This window comes from Reinekea sp., assembly GCF_982785585.1.
On sequence record NZ_CEYAVF010000004.1, the window covers coordinates 52,542 to 68,436 of the forward strand.

At 55.1% G+C, this 15,895-nt stretch carries 15 protein-coding genes; 6 read left to right on the top strand and 9 right to left on the bottom strand.

Annotated elements, in window-relative coordinates:
- On the top strand, positions 1–1,704 hold a 1,704-nt coding region (locus AC4FIC_RS02845; RefSeq protein ID WP_490359374.1), incomplete at its 5' end, for a malate synthase G.
- Here the strand turns inward: AC4FIC_RS02845 and AC4FIC_RS02850 are convergent.
- From AC4FIC_RS02850 to purM, 4 genes are all read right to left on the bottom strand, one after another.
- The gene (locus AC4FIC_RS02850) at positions 1,694–2,686 is read right to left on the bottom strand and encodes a 2-hydroxyacid dehydrogenase (RefSeq protein ID WP_273285833.1); all 993 of its coding nucleotides are present in this window, start codon (positions 2,684–2,686) and stop codon (positions 1,694–1,696) included. The two genes, AC4FIC_RS02845 and AC4FIC_RS02850, sit on opposite strands and share 11 nt — an antisense overlap.
- Before the next feature lie 78 nt (positions 2,687–2,764).
- A complete protein-coding gene (locus AC4FIC_RS02855) occupies positions 2,765–3,493 on the bottom strand; it encodes a DUF3108 domain-containing protein (protein ID WP_100257198.1) in 729 nt (242 codons plus the stop codon).
- Positions 3,494–3,519: 26 nt separating this feature from the next.
- Positions 3,520–4,173 carry a phosphoribosylglycinamide formyltransferase gene (gene purN / locus AC4FIC_RS02860; protein WP_100257197.1) on the bottom strand — a complete coding sequence of 218 codons (654 nt, stop codon included), beginning with the start codon at positions 4,171–4,173 and terminating at the stop codon, positions 3,520–3,522.
- On the bottom strand, positions 4,173–5,222 hold the full coding sequence (purM, locus tag AC4FIC_RS02865) for a phosphoribosylformylglycinamidine cyclo-ligase (protein WP_273285832.1): 1,050 nt from the start codon (positions 5,220–5,222) through the stop codon (positions 4,173–4,175). Before purM ends, purN begins: the two co-directional genes overlap by 1 nt.
- A gap of 230 nt (positions 5,223–5,452) precedes the next feature.
- Between purM and AC4FIC_RS02870 the strand changes: the two genes are divergently transcribed.
- From AC4FIC_RS02870 to hda, 3 genes are read left to right on the top strand one after another with little or no spacing between them, the layout of a single operon-like run.
- Positions 5,453–6,568: a DUF2066 domain-containing protein gene (locus AC4FIC_RS02870; protein ID WP_273285831.1), complete on the top strand. Its 1,116-nt coding sequence runs from the start codon at positions 5,453–5,455 to the stop codon at positions 6,566–6,568.
- Positions 6,569–6,600: 32 nt separating this feature from the next.
- Positions 6,601–7,761: an AI-2E family transporter gene (locus tag AC4FIC_RS02875; protein WP_193437294.1), complete on the top strand. Its 1,161-nt coding sequence runs from the start codon at positions 6,601–6,603 to the stop codon at positions 7,759–7,761.
- A complete protein-coding gene (hda, locus tag AC4FIC_RS02880) occupies positions 7,758–8,465 on the top strand; it encodes a DnaA regulatory inactivator Hda (protein WP_158524337.1) in 708 nt (235 codons plus the stop codon). Before AC4FIC_RS02875 ends, hda begins: the two co-directional genes overlap by 4 nt.
- Before the next feature lie 91 nt (positions 8,466–8,556).
- On the opposite strand, the gene AC4FIC_RS02885 is transcribed toward hda, so the two are convergent.
- Entirely contained in the window at positions 8,557–10,398 is a 1,842-nt protein-coding gene (locus AC4FIC_RS02885; RefSeq protein ID WP_476194387.1) for a beta-ketoacyl synthase, read from the bottom strand.
- A 97-nt stretch (positions 10,399–10,495) separates the two neighbouring features.
- Here AC4FIC_RS02885 and AC4FIC_RS02890 point away from each other — a divergent pair, with 97 nt between their 5' ends.
- Positions 10,496–11,479 (top strand): GlxA family transcriptional regulator, encoded by a 984-nt coding sequence (locus AC4FIC_RS02890; protein WP_100257192.1) that lies wholly within the window; start codon positions 10,496–10,498, stop codon positions 11,477–11,479.
- Here AC4FIC_RS02890 and AC4FIC_RS02895 read toward each other — a convergent pair.
- Genes AC4FIC_RS02895 through AC4FIC_RS02910 form a run of 4 tightly spaced genes read right to left on the bottom strand, consistent with a single transcriptional unit; the run spans position 11,476 to position 13,274 of the window.
- Entirely contained in the window at positions 11,476–11,883 is a 408-nt protein-coding gene (locus AC4FIC_RS02895; RefSeq protein WP_100257191.1) for a DUF2069 domain-containing protein, read from the bottom strand. The two genes, AC4FIC_RS02890 and AC4FIC_RS02895, sit on opposite strands and share 4 nt — an antisense overlap.
- Positions 11,873–12,469, bottom strand: a complete 597-nt coding sequence (gene wrbA, locus AC4FIC_RS02900; RefSeq protein ID WP_100257190.1) for an NAD(P)H:quinone oxidoreductase — start codon at positions 12,467–12,469, stop codon at positions 11,873–11,875. Before wrbA ends, AC4FIC_RS02895 begins: the two co-directional genes overlap by 11 nt.
- Entirely contained in the window at positions 12,470–12,841 is a 372-nt protein-coding gene (arsC, locus tag AC4FIC_RS02905; protein WP_476194738.1) for an arsenate reductase (glutaredoxin), read from the bottom strand.
- Between the two features lie 40 nt (positions 12,842–12,881).
- The gene (locus AC4FIC_RS02910) at positions 12,882–13,274 is read right to left on the bottom strand and encodes a hypothetical protein (protein WP_273285827.1); all 393 of its coding nucleotides are present in this window, start codon (positions 13,272–13,274) and stop codon (positions 12,882–12,884) included.
- A gap of 227 nt (positions 13,275–13,501) precedes the next feature.
- Here AC4FIC_RS02910 and AC4FIC_RS02915 point away from each other — a divergent pair, with 227 nt between their 5' ends.
- Positions 13,502–15,895 (top strand): c-type cytochrome, encoded by a 2,394-nt coding sequence (locus AC4FIC_RS02915; protein ID WP_476194739.1) that lies wholly within the window; start codon positions 13,502–13,504, stop codon positions 15,893–15,895.

Genomic DNA, 15,895 nt, shown 5'->3' on the forward strand with positions numbered 1-15,895 from the left:
GGCTACAACAGAGCGCGCGGCAGCGCGGTGATCGCGGCCGCCAAGGCGCATTTGGATTGCGTTGCGCCTTTGCGGCAGGGCAACCATGCTCAAGTTCAAGGTTATCGCGTCGACGCTGGCGAACTGGACGTGTTGCTGGTTGACGGCCAGCACACCCGCTTAGTGGATCCGGCAACCTTTGTCGGTTTCACGGGTCAGAGTGCATCACCACAGTCCATCCTGCTGCGCCATCATGGCCTGCATGTGGAGATTCAAATTGACCGGCAGGGCGCGATCGGTGCCCAAGATTTGGCCGGTGTACAGGACCTCTGGGTCGAGGCGGCGCTCAGTACCATCATGGATTGCGAAGATTCGGTCGCCGCCGTCGATGCCGAGGACAAGGTCGCGCTCTATCGTAACTGGCAGGGTTTGATGACCGGTGACCTTAGGGTTACCTTTCGCAAGGCGGGCCAGGCCCAGACCCGCCGCCTGGCGACAGATCGAACCTATAACGCCGCACCGGGCGGCGAGTTGACCTTAGCCGGGCGCAGCCTGATGTTTATTCGTCATGTCGGTCATCATATTTTGACCGACGCGGTGCTCGATGCCCAGGGTAATCCGATTCCCGAGGCTATTTTGGACGGCATGATTACCAGCCTGTCGGCGATCCACGACCTGCAGCGGCGCGGCAACAGCCGAACCGGCAGTATCTATGTGGTTAAACCCAAGTTGCATGGCCCGGCCGAAGTGGCCTTCGCGGTCAAGTTGTTCGGCCGTATCGAACAGGCATTGGGATTGGCCGAAAACACTCTCAAGATCGGCATTATGGATGAGGAGCGGCGCACCAGTGTGAACTTGAAGGCCTGCATCTATGAGGCTCGGCAGCGCTTGGTGTTTATCAATACCGGCTTTCTCGATCGCAGCGGTGATGAAATACACACCAGCCGCCATGCCGGGGTCATGGTACCCAAGGCCCAGATGAAGCAAGCGCCCTGGTTGGCCGCCTACGAACAACACAATGTGGCGGTCGGCCTGGCCTGTGGTTTGGCCGGTCGAGCGCAGATTGGCAAGGGGATGTGGGCCATGCCCGACGAGATGGCCGCGATGTTGCGGCAAAAGATCGTCCACCCCATGGCCGGTGCCAGCACCGCCTGGGTGCCGTCGCCGACCGGTGCAGTGCTACACAGCCTGCACTATCATCAGGTCGATGTGGGTGCGCGGCAACAGGATGCGCAGGTCCGGCAAGACGTGAAGCTCGATGAACTGCTCAGCTTGCCCCTGTTGGCGAACCCCAGTGAGCTTACGGCTAGGCAGATTCAACAGGAGTTAGACGGCCATGCTCAAGCCGTACTCGGTTATGTAGTGCGCTGGGTCGAACAGGGTATTGGCTGTTCGACGGTGCCGGATATTAACAACATGGGCCTAATGGAAGACCGGGCGACCCTGCGTATTGCCAGTCAACATCTCGCCAACTGGCTGTTACAGGGTGTTATCGACCGGGCTTTGGTGCTGGTGACGTTGGAAAAAATGGCTCGGATCGTCGATGGCCAAAACTGCGCGGATCCGCTCTACCGGCCGATGGGACCGAATTATCACACCAGTCTCGCCTTTCAGGCGGCCAGCGCCTTGATCCTCAACGGCTCAACACAGCCCAATGGCTACACCGAGCCGTTGTTGCATGCCTATCGTAGGCAAGTAAAGGCGCGTTCGGCGGCTATTGTTTGACCTGGCAGATGGCCGCTGGGTCGTTGTTGGCCAGGCCATTAATATTGCGCAAGGTGATCTCGGCGATGGCGGTTAAGGCTTCCTGGGTGAAAAACGCCTGATGGCCGGTGATCAATACGTTCTTAAAGGTTTGTAAGCGGGCGAGCATATCGTCGTGCAGTATTTCATCGGAGTTGTCTTCGAAGAATAGCTCGGCTTCTTCTTCATAGACATCCAAGCCGAGATAGCCGATGTGGCCCATTTTCAACGCATCAATCACCGCCCGGGTATCGATTAACGCACCGCGGCTGGTGTTGATGAGCATCAGGCCCGGTTTCATCTGATGGATCGAATTACTGTTAATGATGTGCCGGGTCGTGGCTAGCAGCGGGCAATGCAGGGAGATAATATCGCTGTCGGTCCAGATCTGCTCTAGTGGTACATAGGTCGCGGCGGTTTTTTCAAGCTCTGGGTTGGGGTAGGGGTCGTAGCAGTTTACCCGGCAGCCGAAGCCGAGCAAAATGTTGCAAAAGGCCAAGCCAATCTTACCGGTACCGATCACTCCGACCGTTTTGCCATGCATATCGAAACCGAGCAGGCCATGCAAAGAATAGTCGTTTTCACGCACCCGGTTATGGGCCCGATGCAGATTGCGATTGAGCGATAGGGCTAGCGCGACGGCATGTTCGGCCACGGCATAGGGCGAGTATTCCGGTACCCGGGCGACTAGGATGCCACTGGCGTCGGCCTGCACCAGGTCGACATTGTTGAAGCCGGCGCAGCGCAGCGCAATCATCTGCACCCGATGGTCAGCCAGAGTCCGGATAACCGGCGCCGAAAGGGTGTCATTGACAAAACAGCAGACCACATCGAAGCCCTGGGCCAGAATGGCGGTCTGCTCATCCAGATGCGGCTCGAAAAAGGTCATCTGATGTTGATCCTGATTGACCGCGCTCAGGTGCGCCCGGTCGTAGGGTTTACTGCTGAATACGGCAATTTTCATTGGCTTACATTCCGTTAGCAAGATTCAGACTGATGGGCTGTGGCGACTATTTGGGGTCTCGGGTCTCAAGTGTCGGGTCTAGGGTTGGAACGTAACTTCCTCATCATCGAGCCAGAGTCGCTCGACCAGGATATCGTTCTCTATTTTGCCATCATCGAAGGTGGCAAATCGAATCGGCACAAACTCCAATTCTGGCGCCACCCAGATGAGTTTCTTTTGCTTCGATTGGAGCGGCCAGAGCTGCTTGATAATAAGAGTATGAACCCGGCCATTGGGCAGCAGCAGCAATTCTTCACCGATCACCTCGAATTTTAAGGCGACCGGACGATTGTGACGCATAAATTGAAACGCAAAGCTCTTGCCACCTTCCATCAGCGCGGCTCGCATCGGTAGCTGGAAGCTCATCGGGTCGTGAATCGGGCTGGCCAGGCTGTACTCAAAGAAATCTTTTTTGACGTATCCCGTCAGCCACTCTTTACCCCAATCAAATTGCCAGTCGACGTGTTCCTTAAAAAACAACACCTTGCTATCACGCTGATAGCTAAGCGGCCGGTATTGGCCCTCAACGGTTTCACCGACCGAGCGTTCAAAGGAGTTAATCGGGCCTCCGTCGGTCTCGAGCTGCAGGGACCAGTTACCCTGAACGTCAGAAAAAAAGGTCATTACCCCATCAAGTTTGATATCCAGAGCACCGTGGCGCGTGGCGGTGATCTCAGCGCGATAGTTACTCAACGCGAGGCTCTGACCGGCGATCAGGCAGGTTACCAAAAAAACACCTAGGGACTTACAACTCGACAGCAATGGCATACCCGGTTAACAATCCAAAAAAACAATTAGTCAGCAGTATTATCTATTTGTTTGGGAAACAGAAGCGTTTCACCGTCAAAGTGGGGAATGCCGTCGACAAAGATCAGTTGATCACGGCACAGCCAGGACAGCACCAGCGGGTAGAGTTGATGCTCAGCCACTAAAACTTTATCGGCCAAGCTGAGCGCTGTGTCCTGGTCGTCGATCGCAACGTGCGCTTGCGCTAGGAGCGGTCCACCGTCCAGTTCGGGGGTAACCAGGTGGACCGTCGCGCCGGCTTGGCGATCGCCGGCCGCTAGGGCGCGCTCATGAGTATGCAGTCCGGGATACTTGGGCAGTAAGGACGGGTGGATATTAACCATCCGGCCGAGATAGTGCGACACCAGGTCGGCGGTCAAAATCCGCATAAAACCGGCCAATACCACCAGATCGGGCTGGTATGAGTCGATGCGTTGCTGCAGCGCTTGGTCAAACAGTGTCCGTGAGGCAAATTGGGTATGATCTAGAGTGATGGCGTCGGCACCGTGGGTCACGGCCCGCTGTAGGCCCATCACGCCGGGGCGATTGGAAACCACCGCGACGACCTGGCCGGCCACGCTCTGGTCGGCGCAAGCATCGAGTATGGCTTGCAGATTGCTGCCGCCACCACTGATCAGGACTACTATTCTTTTCCGAATCATTAGCCGTTGATGCCATCAATCAAGACGCTGGCACCATCCTTGGCTTCAATCACGCCGATGGTCAGGGCCGGTTCGCCTAGGGCGGTCAGGCGCGCGATTATCGCTTGCTCAGAGGCGGCCGGGACCACCAGAATAAGCCCGATGCCGCAATTAAAGGTGCGCAACATTTCGCTATCGGTAATATTGCCCTGCTCCTGCAGCCAATTGAACACCGCCGGCATTTGCCAGCTCGTGGCATCGATGCGCACCGCCAGATGATCGGGTAAAACGCGCGGTAAATTTTCCCAGAAACCGCCACCGGTAATATGCGAGATAGCGTGTACTGGCTGGTCCTGTAACAGGGCCAGAACCGGCTTAACATAGATGCGCGTGGGGGCCATCAAGGCATCGGCCAGGCTGACATCGCCTAACATTTGGTTGGTGTCGGCATTGCTCAGCTCGAGCACCTTGCGTACCAATGAATAGCCGTTTGAATGTGGACCGGAGGAGGGCAAGCCAATGACGACATCTCCCGCTGCGACCTTGGTGCCGTCAATAATCAGCGCTTCTTCGACTACGCCGGTGCAGAAACCGGCCAGATCATAATCTTCACCCTCATACATACCGGGCATTTCCGCGGTTTCGCCGCCCACCAGGGCACAGTTGGCCTGTTGGCAGCCTGCGCCGATGCCGGCGATGACTCGACTGGCAATGTCAATGCTGAGTTTTCCGGTGGCATAGTAGTCGAGAAAATAGAGCGGTTCGGCCCCTAAGACGATTAGGTCGTTAACACACATGGCGACCAGGTCAATGCCGATGGTGTCGTGACGATTCAAATCCATCGCCAGTTTGAGCTTGGTGCCGACGCCATCGGTGCCGGAAACCAGGACTGGCTGCTTATATCCAGCCGGAATGCGACATAGGGCACCAAAGCCGCCAATGCCACCCATCACTTCGGGGCGACGGGTTGCCTTAACAGTACCTTTTATACGTTCTACCAGGGCATTGCCTGCATCAATATCAACACCTGCATCTTTATAGCTTAAAGAAGGTTTATTCTGGTCTGTCATTCGGGGCTCCAATCGTTTATCTGGGTGGTCTGCTCGCGCGGCGCGCGGATTGTAACAGGGTCTTTCTTGATGGTCAGCATGTTCAAACGGTCAGGATCCATCAAAGTCACAAAAAGAACAGCCTTTGTAAGGGCCTGAGTCACTTTGGTCTGTATTTTTTGCAACGCTCTGTCACAATGGCCCCTTGATTAGTCTGGGTTGCTGTTTTTGCCGCACCTGATGGGAGAATTATGCACACCACCTTGCCTCACGGCCACCCTGCGCGAATGTCGGGTCTGTTCGCCTCTTTGCTACTGCTTATGATCGTTGCAACGCCGACTTGGGCGGCAACCGAGTTGCCACTCTATCAGGAACGAATAGTTGTTAGTGGTAATGCAACCCCAAAAGAACAAGATAGCGCCATTAAACAGGCCTTCAAACAACTATTAGTGCGCGTGACGGGCATTCGTGCGACGCTTGACGAGCCAGCCATTGCGGCAGAACTGGGCCAGGGCAGTCGTTTTCTGTCATCGTTTCGGTTTGAAGAGAGTAGTGAGTTTTTTACCAATATTCTGGGTGAGCAGGTGGCCACTAAAGCCATGGTGTTGGACTTTGATAAGGCCACGGTAGACGATCTGTTAATTCAGAACCGCCTGCCGGTCTGGGGTGCCCGACGGCCCGACGTGTTGATTTGGTTGGCGGATCGACTCGACGGGCAGGATCATATTCTCTCCGACAGTGAAACCACCGAGGTTTCTGAGCTGCTAGCATCTGAAGCCGCTGCGCGCGGTGTGCCGCTGCTACTGCCGATTATGGACCTCACCGATACCTTGAATCTGTCTTTTGCCGATGTGAATGGTTTATTTTCGCAGGATATAGAGTTCGCTTCGGGGCGATACAATGCTGAGGCCGTTTTGGCTGGTCGAATTGTGCAACGAGAAAGTGACTACAGTGCCGACTGGTTGCTGTTGTTTAAAGGCGAGCGCACCCGTCTGCCGGTACTCAGCGGAACTCTGGCCGATATTGTTAGCGAGGGACTGAATATGGTGGCCGAGCGCATGTCTAAGCAGTATGCCTTTGTCTCGGATCCTCAGCTGTCCGGCTCTGTTCGCTTACGGGTGGTCAACATTACCGATCTCACTGAGTTTGCGGCTATTGAGCGCTATTTACAGAGTGTTAATCTGATCACCGGGATTACGGCGCATCATTTCAGTGCTACCGATATTGTCTTCGAACTGTCGATCAGCGGCGACCGCATGCAGTTGGCCGATTTGCTCACCCTAGATGGTCAGCTGGTTAGGATCGAGGAAGCTTCGCTGGCCGCTGCGTTGGACAATCTGTTGTATTATCAATGGCTGCCTAACTGATCGCTCTGCGGGCTCTAAAAAAAGGAATTGTTATGCATATCACAGACTCCCAGAAATGGCTGATTTTGGCTGGAGTGCTCTTGCTCGGTTGGCTGATCGTGTCCCTGGCGCCGATCTTGAGCCCGTTTTTAACCGCCATCCTGTTAGCCTACCTGGGTGATCCACTGGTGGATCGACTCGAACAATGGAAAGTCTCGCGCACCAATGGCGTGATTATCACCTTTCTCCTGTTAACGCTGGTATTTGTCGCCGCGGCATTGTTGTTAGTGCCCGCGCTGGCGCGACAAGTCGATGATCTTATCTCGTCCCTACCGGCGGTCTTTGCCTGGATCCGCGACGTCGCCGCACCCTATCTTGAAAGTCGCTTCGGTCTGGTGATCATTCAGTTCGATTGGCTTGAGTGGGGCAAGCAACTGGATTGGGGTGCGACCGGCAATGTGGTCAAGACCATTGTTGGCAATCTGACTCAGTCGGGTATGGCGCTACTGGGTATGCTCACCAACCTGGTAATCGTTCCCGTGGTGACCTTCTATTTGCTACGCGATTGGGATTTGTTGGTCGAGCGGATTGGTGCCTTGGTGCCGCGCTTCTATATCGACTCGGTGTCCGATCTGGCGCAGCAATGCCATGAAACGCTCGGTGCCTTCTTTCGCGGTCAGCTAATGGTGATGTTTGCCCTATCGCTGATTTACTCCGGTGGCCTGATGGTGTTGGGCCTGGACTTAGGTCTATTGGTCGGACTCTTGGCCGGTTTGGCTTCCATCGTGCCTTATCTAGGCACCATAGTGGGTATCGGCGCCGGTCTGATTGCTGCCTATTTTCAGTTCGGTGATATCACCCATCTGCTTTTGGTGGTGCTGGTGTTTTCGATCGGGCAGGTATTGGAAGGCACGGTCCTGACTCCCAAGCTGGTCGGCGATCGTATCGGTTTGCATCCGGTTGCCGTTATGTTTGCCGTCTTGGCCGGAGGCCAGCTGTTCGGCTTTGTCGGGATTTTGCTGGCGTTACCAGCCGCGGCAGTGATTATGGTCCTGTTGCGTCGTGTGCATCTGAACTATCGTGCCAGTCGCCTCTACGGCCAAGCCGACGATGTGCTTAACGAGTCGTCTGAGGCCGAGCCGGAGCCTGCCCAATTGACTGCGGAGCCGGAGCCGATCGGCGATCAAGCGACGCATCAAAAGGACGACTCGTGACGCTTAAAGAGATACCCCATCAGCTGCCCTTACACGTCAGCTTCCGTGAAGACGCGGTGTTTGAAGATTTCTTGCCCGGTAATAATGCCGTGGCCATTGGCACGCTGCGCCAAGCGCTGGCAAAGTTAAGCGATCATCTGGTTTTTCTCTGGGGCGCGCCCGGAACCGGTGTCAGCCATCTGTTGCAGGCGGCGGTCCACGATTTGCAAAACCAGGGCTTGTCGGCCTTGTATTTGCCGCTGTCGGAATGTTTGGCTTACGGCCCTGAGGCTATCGAGGGTTTAGAGGACCTAGATGCTATCGCGTTCGACGACCTGGATCTGATCAACGACCATGCTCAGTGGCAGGAGGCCTTGTTTCACTTCTATAATCGGATGCAGGATCGAGGTAAGTTGATTCTCATTGGCGGATTGTGCAGCCCTTTGCACCTTGGTCTGAGCCTGCCTGACCTGAAGTCGCGGCTCAGCTCGGGTCTGACCCTGCAGTTAGTCAGCATGGGCGATGAAGAACGGATTGAATGGCTGGTCTGGAAGGGTCGCCGGCGCGGCTTAGTGATCGAAACCGATGTCGCCGAATTTATCATTCATCGGCACAATCGCAATATGCAGCAGATGGTCGCAACCTTTGATCGCTTGGATTCAGCTTCTCTGGCCGAAAAACGCCGCCTGACCATTCCCTTTATTAAGCAAGTCCTCGATTGGTAACAACCTAGCGAGACCTTAGGTCTGGCTAGGTTGCTTGCCGCTCATCAACAACTAATTGATGAAGGGATTGTTGAATCGATGAAGGGATTGTTTAATCGATGAAGGGATTGTTGCTCGACAGGTGGATCGGGTTTTCAAATTGCGCCAGTTTGATTGCGTCAGGGCTCAGGTCGACCTGATCGGCGCCCATCACCGATTCGCCAAATGAATAGATCGCCTGTAAGCCATTGCTGCGAACCGCCTTATCGACCGATCTCTGCTCTTCCAATACTGCCTCGTTGGCGACTCTATAACGAGTCATAGCCGGCGCACCGTGGCGCGTGGCCATCAGCTCAAGAGTTTTAGCCGGCGAAAGCAACAGCGCACTGGCATTATTGCCGCCGAAGCCCTTGGAATTGATGATGGTGCCCATCATTGATGCGCCGTCCTCCCCGACCGACTGATGATCCATTAAGATATTTAGATTCGAACTGTGCACGTCCTCAGCCAGATGATCGATCGTCTTGATCCCCGGAATCATGCCGGTGTGCCAGACGCCCAGGGCGGCCGTGATTTGATCCGCCGCCGCTGGACCCAGGGAATGGCCGACATAGGATTTGACCGCCGAAACGGACCAGTCTTTGATGGCAAAGGTCTTGGCCACCTCATTGAGAATATGGGATTCAGTAACGCGATTTTGCGGCGTTCCAGTGCCATGGGCCATAACGAAGGTTTTGTCCACATCTTTGCCTAATATACCCTGAGCCAGGGCCGCCGCCTTGGCCATGGTAATGTAGTTACCAATGCCCGGGCCGGAAATGGATTTCTTGTTGGCATCGGCGTTGACAAACACATCTGCGACCGCACCGAAGACGGTGGCACCGAGTTCCAGGGCCAGCTCATCGTCCATCAGAATAAGGAATTGGGCCGACTCGGCCAGGGTGAAGCCGACATTCGATGAGAAGGGTCGGCAGGCTCGGCGGTTGTCCGCCTTGCTGGCATCATCGAGGTCACGCAACTGCTCGTCTTCGGCCAGGGCGCCCATGACGCGAAAACCTTCCATCAGTTCCGGCACGATCGGCGCCTCGGCGTTGCCGACAATAGCGACGCGACACTGGCCCGATTGAATGTCGTGCAGGCCTTGACGCAGGTTGTATAAGAAGGTCGCGCAGGCCCCAGCGTTCGATCCGGTATTGCCGACGCTGTTGATGATATAGCTGTTGATAAAGTCGGCGGACATCTCGGGAAAGCTCAGCGGCATCATCTTCGAACTGACGCGTTTGCCGTTATAGCCGGCCTGTATCAGCCCCTTGAGACCGTATTGATCGAGTTGGCTGAGCGATGAGCCGGCATAGACCGAGACCGCATCGGGCGATATCTTCGCCATAATCGCCTGCCAAGGCATGCCCAGTGACTGAATTGCATCCGAAGCGCCATAGACCGCCATTTGCAAGCCGCGGGGGTGGTGGGCCGAATTATAGTGTTCCGCTGGGTTAAAGCCGGCCGGCAATTGACCGGCCGAAGAGACCTTGGCGCTATAGGTATCGGGGATCACGGTGTCCAAGCGCTCGCTAAGCGTAACCCGACAGGTTTTCGCATCGACATCGTTGACCGTCCAATTGTCGGGCAGGGTATTGGGCATATGGTGTTTTTTGATGGTAAAGCTGACCGGTTCGGCAAAGTTCAACTCTGCCTTTTGGCCGGTGGGCACGGCGCTGGGGTCAAAATGGGTCTGGGCATCGATGCGCCGGATCAGGGTACCGTCGAGTATCGCCTGTCGGGTTTGCGGATGCGCAGGGTCCAGTCCCATTAAAGTGGCTAAATCCTGCCAGGTATCGGCCATCTGGTTTTCGCTGAGTGCTTCATGCACCAAACGCTTGTGGGCGTGGTGCATTGACGTGCGGCCAGCGGCGTTTATGCCGCCAAAACCAACAATGACAGGAAGCTTTTTCATGCGCAAAACCTTAATGTTTTAGAGGCGGTCAATATAGGCATTATCTTGCCGATCTGTTATAACTAAGCGGACATATTATTAAACTATTCGGTCAATTATGAACATTGCGTTTGTGCTATACCCGCAAATTTTGGCCACCGGTGTGTCGATTCCGGTCGAGATGTTTCATGCCGCCGCGTTGGCCGCCGCCAACCGAGGCCAAGGCAATTTGCAACTGAGCTTTGTCGCCGAGCAGAAGGGACCGGTCACGGTCACGGCGGGTCTGCAATTGGTGGCCGATCACGATTTTAACGATACCTTGGATGTCGACTGGTTGTTTATTCCGCCGATGTGGGGCTCGCCCTGGTCGGTGCTCGGCCAACAAACGGCGCTGCAGAGCTGGATCGTCAAGCAATATCAACGGGGCTGTCGATTGATTGCCACCGGCACTGGCGTTGGCCATCTGGCGATGGCCGGTCTAATCACCGGTCGGGTCGCGACCACCCATTGGTACTATCTGCCGCGTTTTAGCCAACGCTTCCCACAGGTTAAATTCCAAAAACAGCATTTCATTACCCATCAGGATGGCGTCTATTGTGCCGGTTCGATCAATGCGCAAACGGATTTAGTGCTCTATTTTATTGAACGGGAATATGGTGCGGCAGCGTTAGCGTTAGTTGAACAGCAGTTTATGCACGAACTCAAACGCACCTTCTCGACCCCGTTCTATGAACCCGGTGGCGGCATCCACGATGATGAAGCGGTGAGTGTGGCGCAAAGCTGGATCCGCAGTCATTATGCGCAGCCGATTAGCATTGGTCAGGTGGCCCAGGCGGCCGGGCAATCGGAGCGCCAGTTGCGGCGTCGCTTTGAACATGCGGTGGGTGAGTCGCCGCAACGGTATCTGTTGCGAGTGCGTATCGAGGCCGCCCAAAGCCTGCTGCGCGAAACCAATCTATTGATGATCGACATCGCCCTGGCCTCGGGTTTTAACGGCTCGGCTTACTTTTCTCGGATCTTTAAAAAGCACACCGCCATGTCGCCCGGTGGCTACCGCACCATGGTACGCAATAAACGCTTCTCGGTCGGTTCAGCAGACTAGTCCATCTGTTCCTCTTGCTTTTGTTTTTCCTTGGCCGCTTTCTTCAGAGGTCGTAACCAGACGACCGTGTAATAGAAGGTCGTCAGGATAAAAGTGCAGATCAGCAGACCGCCGACCAGTCCCTGAGGTGAGACGGTTTTTACCACGCCCCAGACCAGGTATGCCAAGAGGAAAAAGCCCAGCCAGCTGAGGTTGCGGGCATTAGGTGCCATCACGGTGGGAATGAAGAAGAGCAGGGGAAGGATGCTCAGCGCTGCCAAGAACAGACCCGACAGCAGCCATTGGTGCAGCGGCATGCTCGATGGGCTGGGTCCGGACAAGAAGGTGGCGACAAAGCAGGCGACAAAGAGCAATGCAAAATGCAGACGTATTTTTTTGTTGATCTGAGCTTGATTAGTGGTCATTTAGGAGCCTTAAGCTGTAGTGCGCCAAGCGTTTGCCCTGGCCAGTGGCCAGTTTAGCCACCTCGGCACTGAGGTTTTGGTGTTGTTCGCCGGCAATATGAGACACGCCATAGGGCGTGCCGCCCCCGTAATCGCTGTGCAGAGCCGGTTCGCTAAAGGGCACACCGGTGATCAGCATGCCATGGTGGAGGAGCGGGTTCATCATCGACAGTAGGGTGGATTCTTGACCGCCATGGGGTGTGGTGGTGCTGGTAAAGACCGTTGCCGGCTTACCGAGCATTTGGCCGTTGATCCAACTGGAGGTGGTCTGTTCGAGAAAGTACTTGAGTGCCGCAGCCATATTGCCGAAGCGGCCTGGAGACCCCAAGGCCAGACCAGCCGCACCGGCAAAATCCTCGGGTGTGCAATAAAGCGGTCCCTGATCGGGAATGGTATCGATGGCCTTATCAAAGCCCGGACCGACCTCCGGCACGGTGCGCACGCGCGCTTCTATCCCAGCAACTGACTCGATACCGGCCGCCAGCGCCTCAGCCAATTGGGCCACGCTGCCGTGGCGACTGTAATATAAGACTAAAATATAGGGCACCTAGAGTATCTCCAGTAGGGCATCAGTTGGTCGGCCGATGCGCGCACCCTTGGCGGTCACGACTATGGGTCGTTCGAGTAGCTTAGGGTAGGCCGAGATAGCGGCGAAGATGGCCTCGTCTGAGGCCGCGGGCGACAGGCCGGCGAGCGTATATTCGGCGTCTTTGCTGCGCAGCAAATCGTGCGCTGGGCGCTTTAAACTGGCCAATAGGGCGCGCAACTCGATCACGTTTGGCGGGACTCGGCGGTAGTCGCGCAGTTCAATGTCGATGCCCTGTTGCGTCAGCAGCGCGAGCGCCTGACGGGATTTTGAACAGCTGGGGTTGTGATAGATCGTTGCTTTCATCTCGTTCTTGAGTCCTTGTTTTGCCACTAGTTTACCGTCTTTTTCTCTGCACAGGGTAACGGCCGGGCTATTGTTCTTGGTCGCTCAGATCGTCAGTGGGAATGTTTTGAGTAAGCTGATAATAGCGATAAACCCGTTCCAATTCGTTCTGATGCCACATCTGGGCGGCGGCACCATTGTCCAGTCCCTGATAAACTCCCAATTGCATTAATTTCTGAAAAAAGCCTGGGCGAGGGTAGGGTTCCCCGGATTTCTGGATAACCACCGCCGCTAATTGTGGCAGCTCCAAGAGCGCATCATCCTCCTGGCACGCTTCCAACAGCGCGGTGGTTTGACCGATGCTATTGGGCGGCTGAAAGCCCAATTGTGTGGTCAGACTTTTGTAGTCCAGGGTTGCCTCTTTTTGCGCGCACTCAAGAAGTATGGCTCGCAACCGGTTTGTGTCGGGAATTTGAAACATGAGTTACCTGTGCAAGGTTCGATTTTCTGGGGCCAAACGGTCATCAAGTGACTCTTAGGGTCACCTTTACTTCGACCGGCTCGACGCTAAATGTGACGCCACGCTCAGGCCAAGAATAAAGTATTTAATGTGTGAAGTCGTTCCATAATTATCATTTACAGCATGATACGGTTGCGCTCTATACAGAACCTCATCTCAATAATGCAGAGGTTTTGGGGGAGAAAGCAATGAACATGACAAAGCCGTACCAATCGATTCTACGCGTACTAATTGTGGCCACTATTACCGTCTTGTCAGCTTGCAGTCAGGAATTTGGTGGCGATGGTGAGCGCACGGCGGTTATCAATGAGCAGGGCCGGTCACTCTACAATGGCCAATGTGCATCCTGCCACGGTCCCAATGGTGAAGGTGGTTCCGGTGGTGCCCTGATTGCCTGTGCGACCTGTGGCAACGAGGCCTCATTGATCGCCAAGATCGAGCGCGACATGCCCAACAGCAGCAGCCCGATGCACGGCAGCGATGCCGCCGATACGGCGGAATACATTATCGCCGCCTTTAATGAACATGCCAATGGCAAAGTAGAGCGCGCCTTGCCGGGTGTGGCGACCCTGACGCCGAACGAGGCCGTCTACAAACTGGCCTTTGAGCTCGCCGGGCGGCTGCCCACCGATGCCGAAATATCCGCCTTTGCACGGGATTTGGACGGTGAGAAGGCGGTCATGTATGGCTTTATGGAGACCGACTACTTCTACGAACGGCTCAAGGACATGTTCAACGATTCGATGTTGACCGACTACGCTCGGCGCGAGAATACCAATAGTGGTAACTCGGTTGAGAACCTCTTCGCCTCGCTCGAATCGCCGGTGAACGTCGGTCAAAACGCAAAATACGATGTCTATCCTAACCTGAACTGGGAGCAGGACTTTGTCGATGCCATCAGCATCGACGGCAAGATTTCCACCACCTATCTCGATTACTTTACCGATGAAGCCCTGGGCCGCCGACCGATGCTGTTGGTGGAATATCTGGCGCGCAATGATCGTAACTTTAAAGAATTCGTCTCCGCTAAATACACGGTGGTAAACCGCTTTTCCTATGAAGCCCTCGGCGCCGATCGGGCCGGCACGCATGTGCGTATCGTGGATCCCGATTTACCCCTGCCTAACGGCGCATCGGCGGTGGTAACCAATCCGCAGTGGAGTGCCTTTCAGAACGTCACCGAGGTTGAAGAATATCTCGATGTGATCGAGCTCTATGGCAATGTCGGCACTAACGGCGACCATTATGTGGTGCGCGATTTTCCCTACGATCCACGCGATATCAAGGCCGCTCAGCTGTTCTACAATGACGAAAACGGCAATGCCAAAACCGAGGGCGTGCCCCATTCCGGTGTTCTGACCGATGAGGTCTTCCTGAATAAGTACACCGCCACCGAAACCAATAAACACCGAAATCGTGCGCGTATGGTCTATTGGTTCTTTGCCGCCAAGGATCTGCTCGCCATTGAAGGCAATCGCAATGCCGATCTGTTGGAATTCGAGGACTTTGGCAACAATGTCGGTGAGACCGATCCGACCAACTCCAACCCGGACTGTCTGGTTTGTCATGAAATAATGGACGTGGTGGCGGCCGCGTTCGAGAACTACAGCTTGTCGGGCGTCTACGACACGCGCAACCCCGATAATGTGCCCGATCACGACCTAGCCATCAGTTGGGGCCTGAGTTCCGCTAAGATCAAGACCACCGGGACCATCGACCAGAACTACTATTCTCGGGAGCTGCAGTGGTTAGGTGAGCAGGTCGCCAATGATCCGGCCTACTCGCGTGGCATCGCGCAGATGATCCTTAAGGGCCTGACCGGTCAGGATATATTGGGGGAACCGAGTGAGGATTCGCCCGAAGCCTATGTCCAGGCCTATAAAGAACAGGCACGCCTAATTGTGCATGCCGCAGCCGAATTCGAGGCCGATGAGTTCAACATTAAGGCGTTGATCTATGCCATTTCCAAGAGTGCCTACTATCGCTCAACGGGCATGTTTTATAACGATCTGGCTGAGGATTACAGCCAGATAGGCTCATTGCGCTATTTGCCCCCCCAGTTACTCAATCAGAAGCTGCGCGCGCTCAATTCCGGCGGCTGGAATCAATCGCTGCGCCTGGATCAGCTAAATTCACGGCTGTTTATGGGCGGCAAAAATTCCACCGATATATTCCGCGATGCCGATTCGGTGAGCGGAATTATCTCTGCGGTGACCGAACGGATGGCCGTCGAGGAGGCCTGTGACATCGTGCGCAATGAGTTTGGTACCAATCGACTCGAGCGCACGCTGTTTAAATTGGTCGACGATACAACCGATCTGAATGCCAGTTCGGCCAATGCTCGCCAAGGTCAACTTAAGGCGATCCGCGCGACCATTACTCAGCTCTATTTGGCGGTCTTGCATCAGGAGGTGTCATTGGATAGCGAGGAGGTTGCAATCACCTTTGAGCTGTTCCAAACGGTATTGGATGCCAATATCGACTCGCCCTGCAACACCGGTGGCGGTGCGCGAGCGGTGCGCGAAGCCTGGTACGCGGTAATGGTCTATCTAATGACCGATTACCGTTTTATCTACAGCTGA

Excerpts from the sequence above, each read along its gene's own strand:
- AC4FIC_RS02850 (WP_273285833.1), bottom strand. The coding sequence starts at position 2,686 with ATGAAAATTGCCGTATTCAGCAGTAAACCCTACGACCGGGCGCACCTG.
- AC4FIC_RS02855 (WP_100257198.1), bottom strand. The coding sequence starts at position 3,493 with ATGCCATTGCTGTCGAGTTGTAAGTCCCTAGGTGTTTTTTTGGTAACC.
- purN (WP_100257197.1), bottom strand. The coding sequence starts at position 4,173 with ATGATTCGGAAAAGAATAGTAGTCCTGATCAGTGGTGGCGGCAGCAAT.
- purM (WP_273285832.1), bottom strand. The coding sequence starts at position 5,222 with ATGACAGACCAGAATAAACCTTCTTTAAGCTATAAAGATGCAGGTGTT.
- AC4FIC_RS02870 (WP_273285831.1), top strand. The coding sequence starts at position 5,453 with ATGCACACCACCTTGCCTCACGGCCACCCTGCGCGAATGTCGGGTCTG.
- AC4FIC_RS02875 (WP_193437294.1), top strand. The coding sequence starts at position 6,601 with ATGCATATCACAGACTCCCAGAAATGGCTGATTTTGGCTGGAGTGCTC.
- AC4FIC_RS02885 (WP_476194387.1), bottom strand. The coding sequence starts at position 10,398 with ATGAAAAAGCTTCCTGTCATTGTTGGTTTTGGCGGCATAAACGCCGCT.
- AC4FIC_RS02890 (WP_100257192.1), top strand. The coding sequence starts at position 10,496 with ATGAACATTGCGTTTGTGCTATACCCGCAAATTTTGGCCACCGGTGTG.
- AC4FIC_RS02895 (WP_100257191.1), bottom strand. The coding sequence starts at position 11,883 with ATGACCACTAATCAAGCTCAGATCAACAAAAAAATACGTCTGCATTTT.
- AC4FIC_RS02910 (WP_273285827.1), bottom strand. The coding sequence starts at position 13,274 with ATGTTTCAAATTCCCGACACAAACCGGTTGCGAGCCATACTTCTTGAG.
- AC4FIC_RS02915 (WP_476194739.1), top strand. The coding sequence starts at position 13,502 with ATGAACATGACAAAGCCGTACCAATCGATTCTACGCGTACTAATTGTG.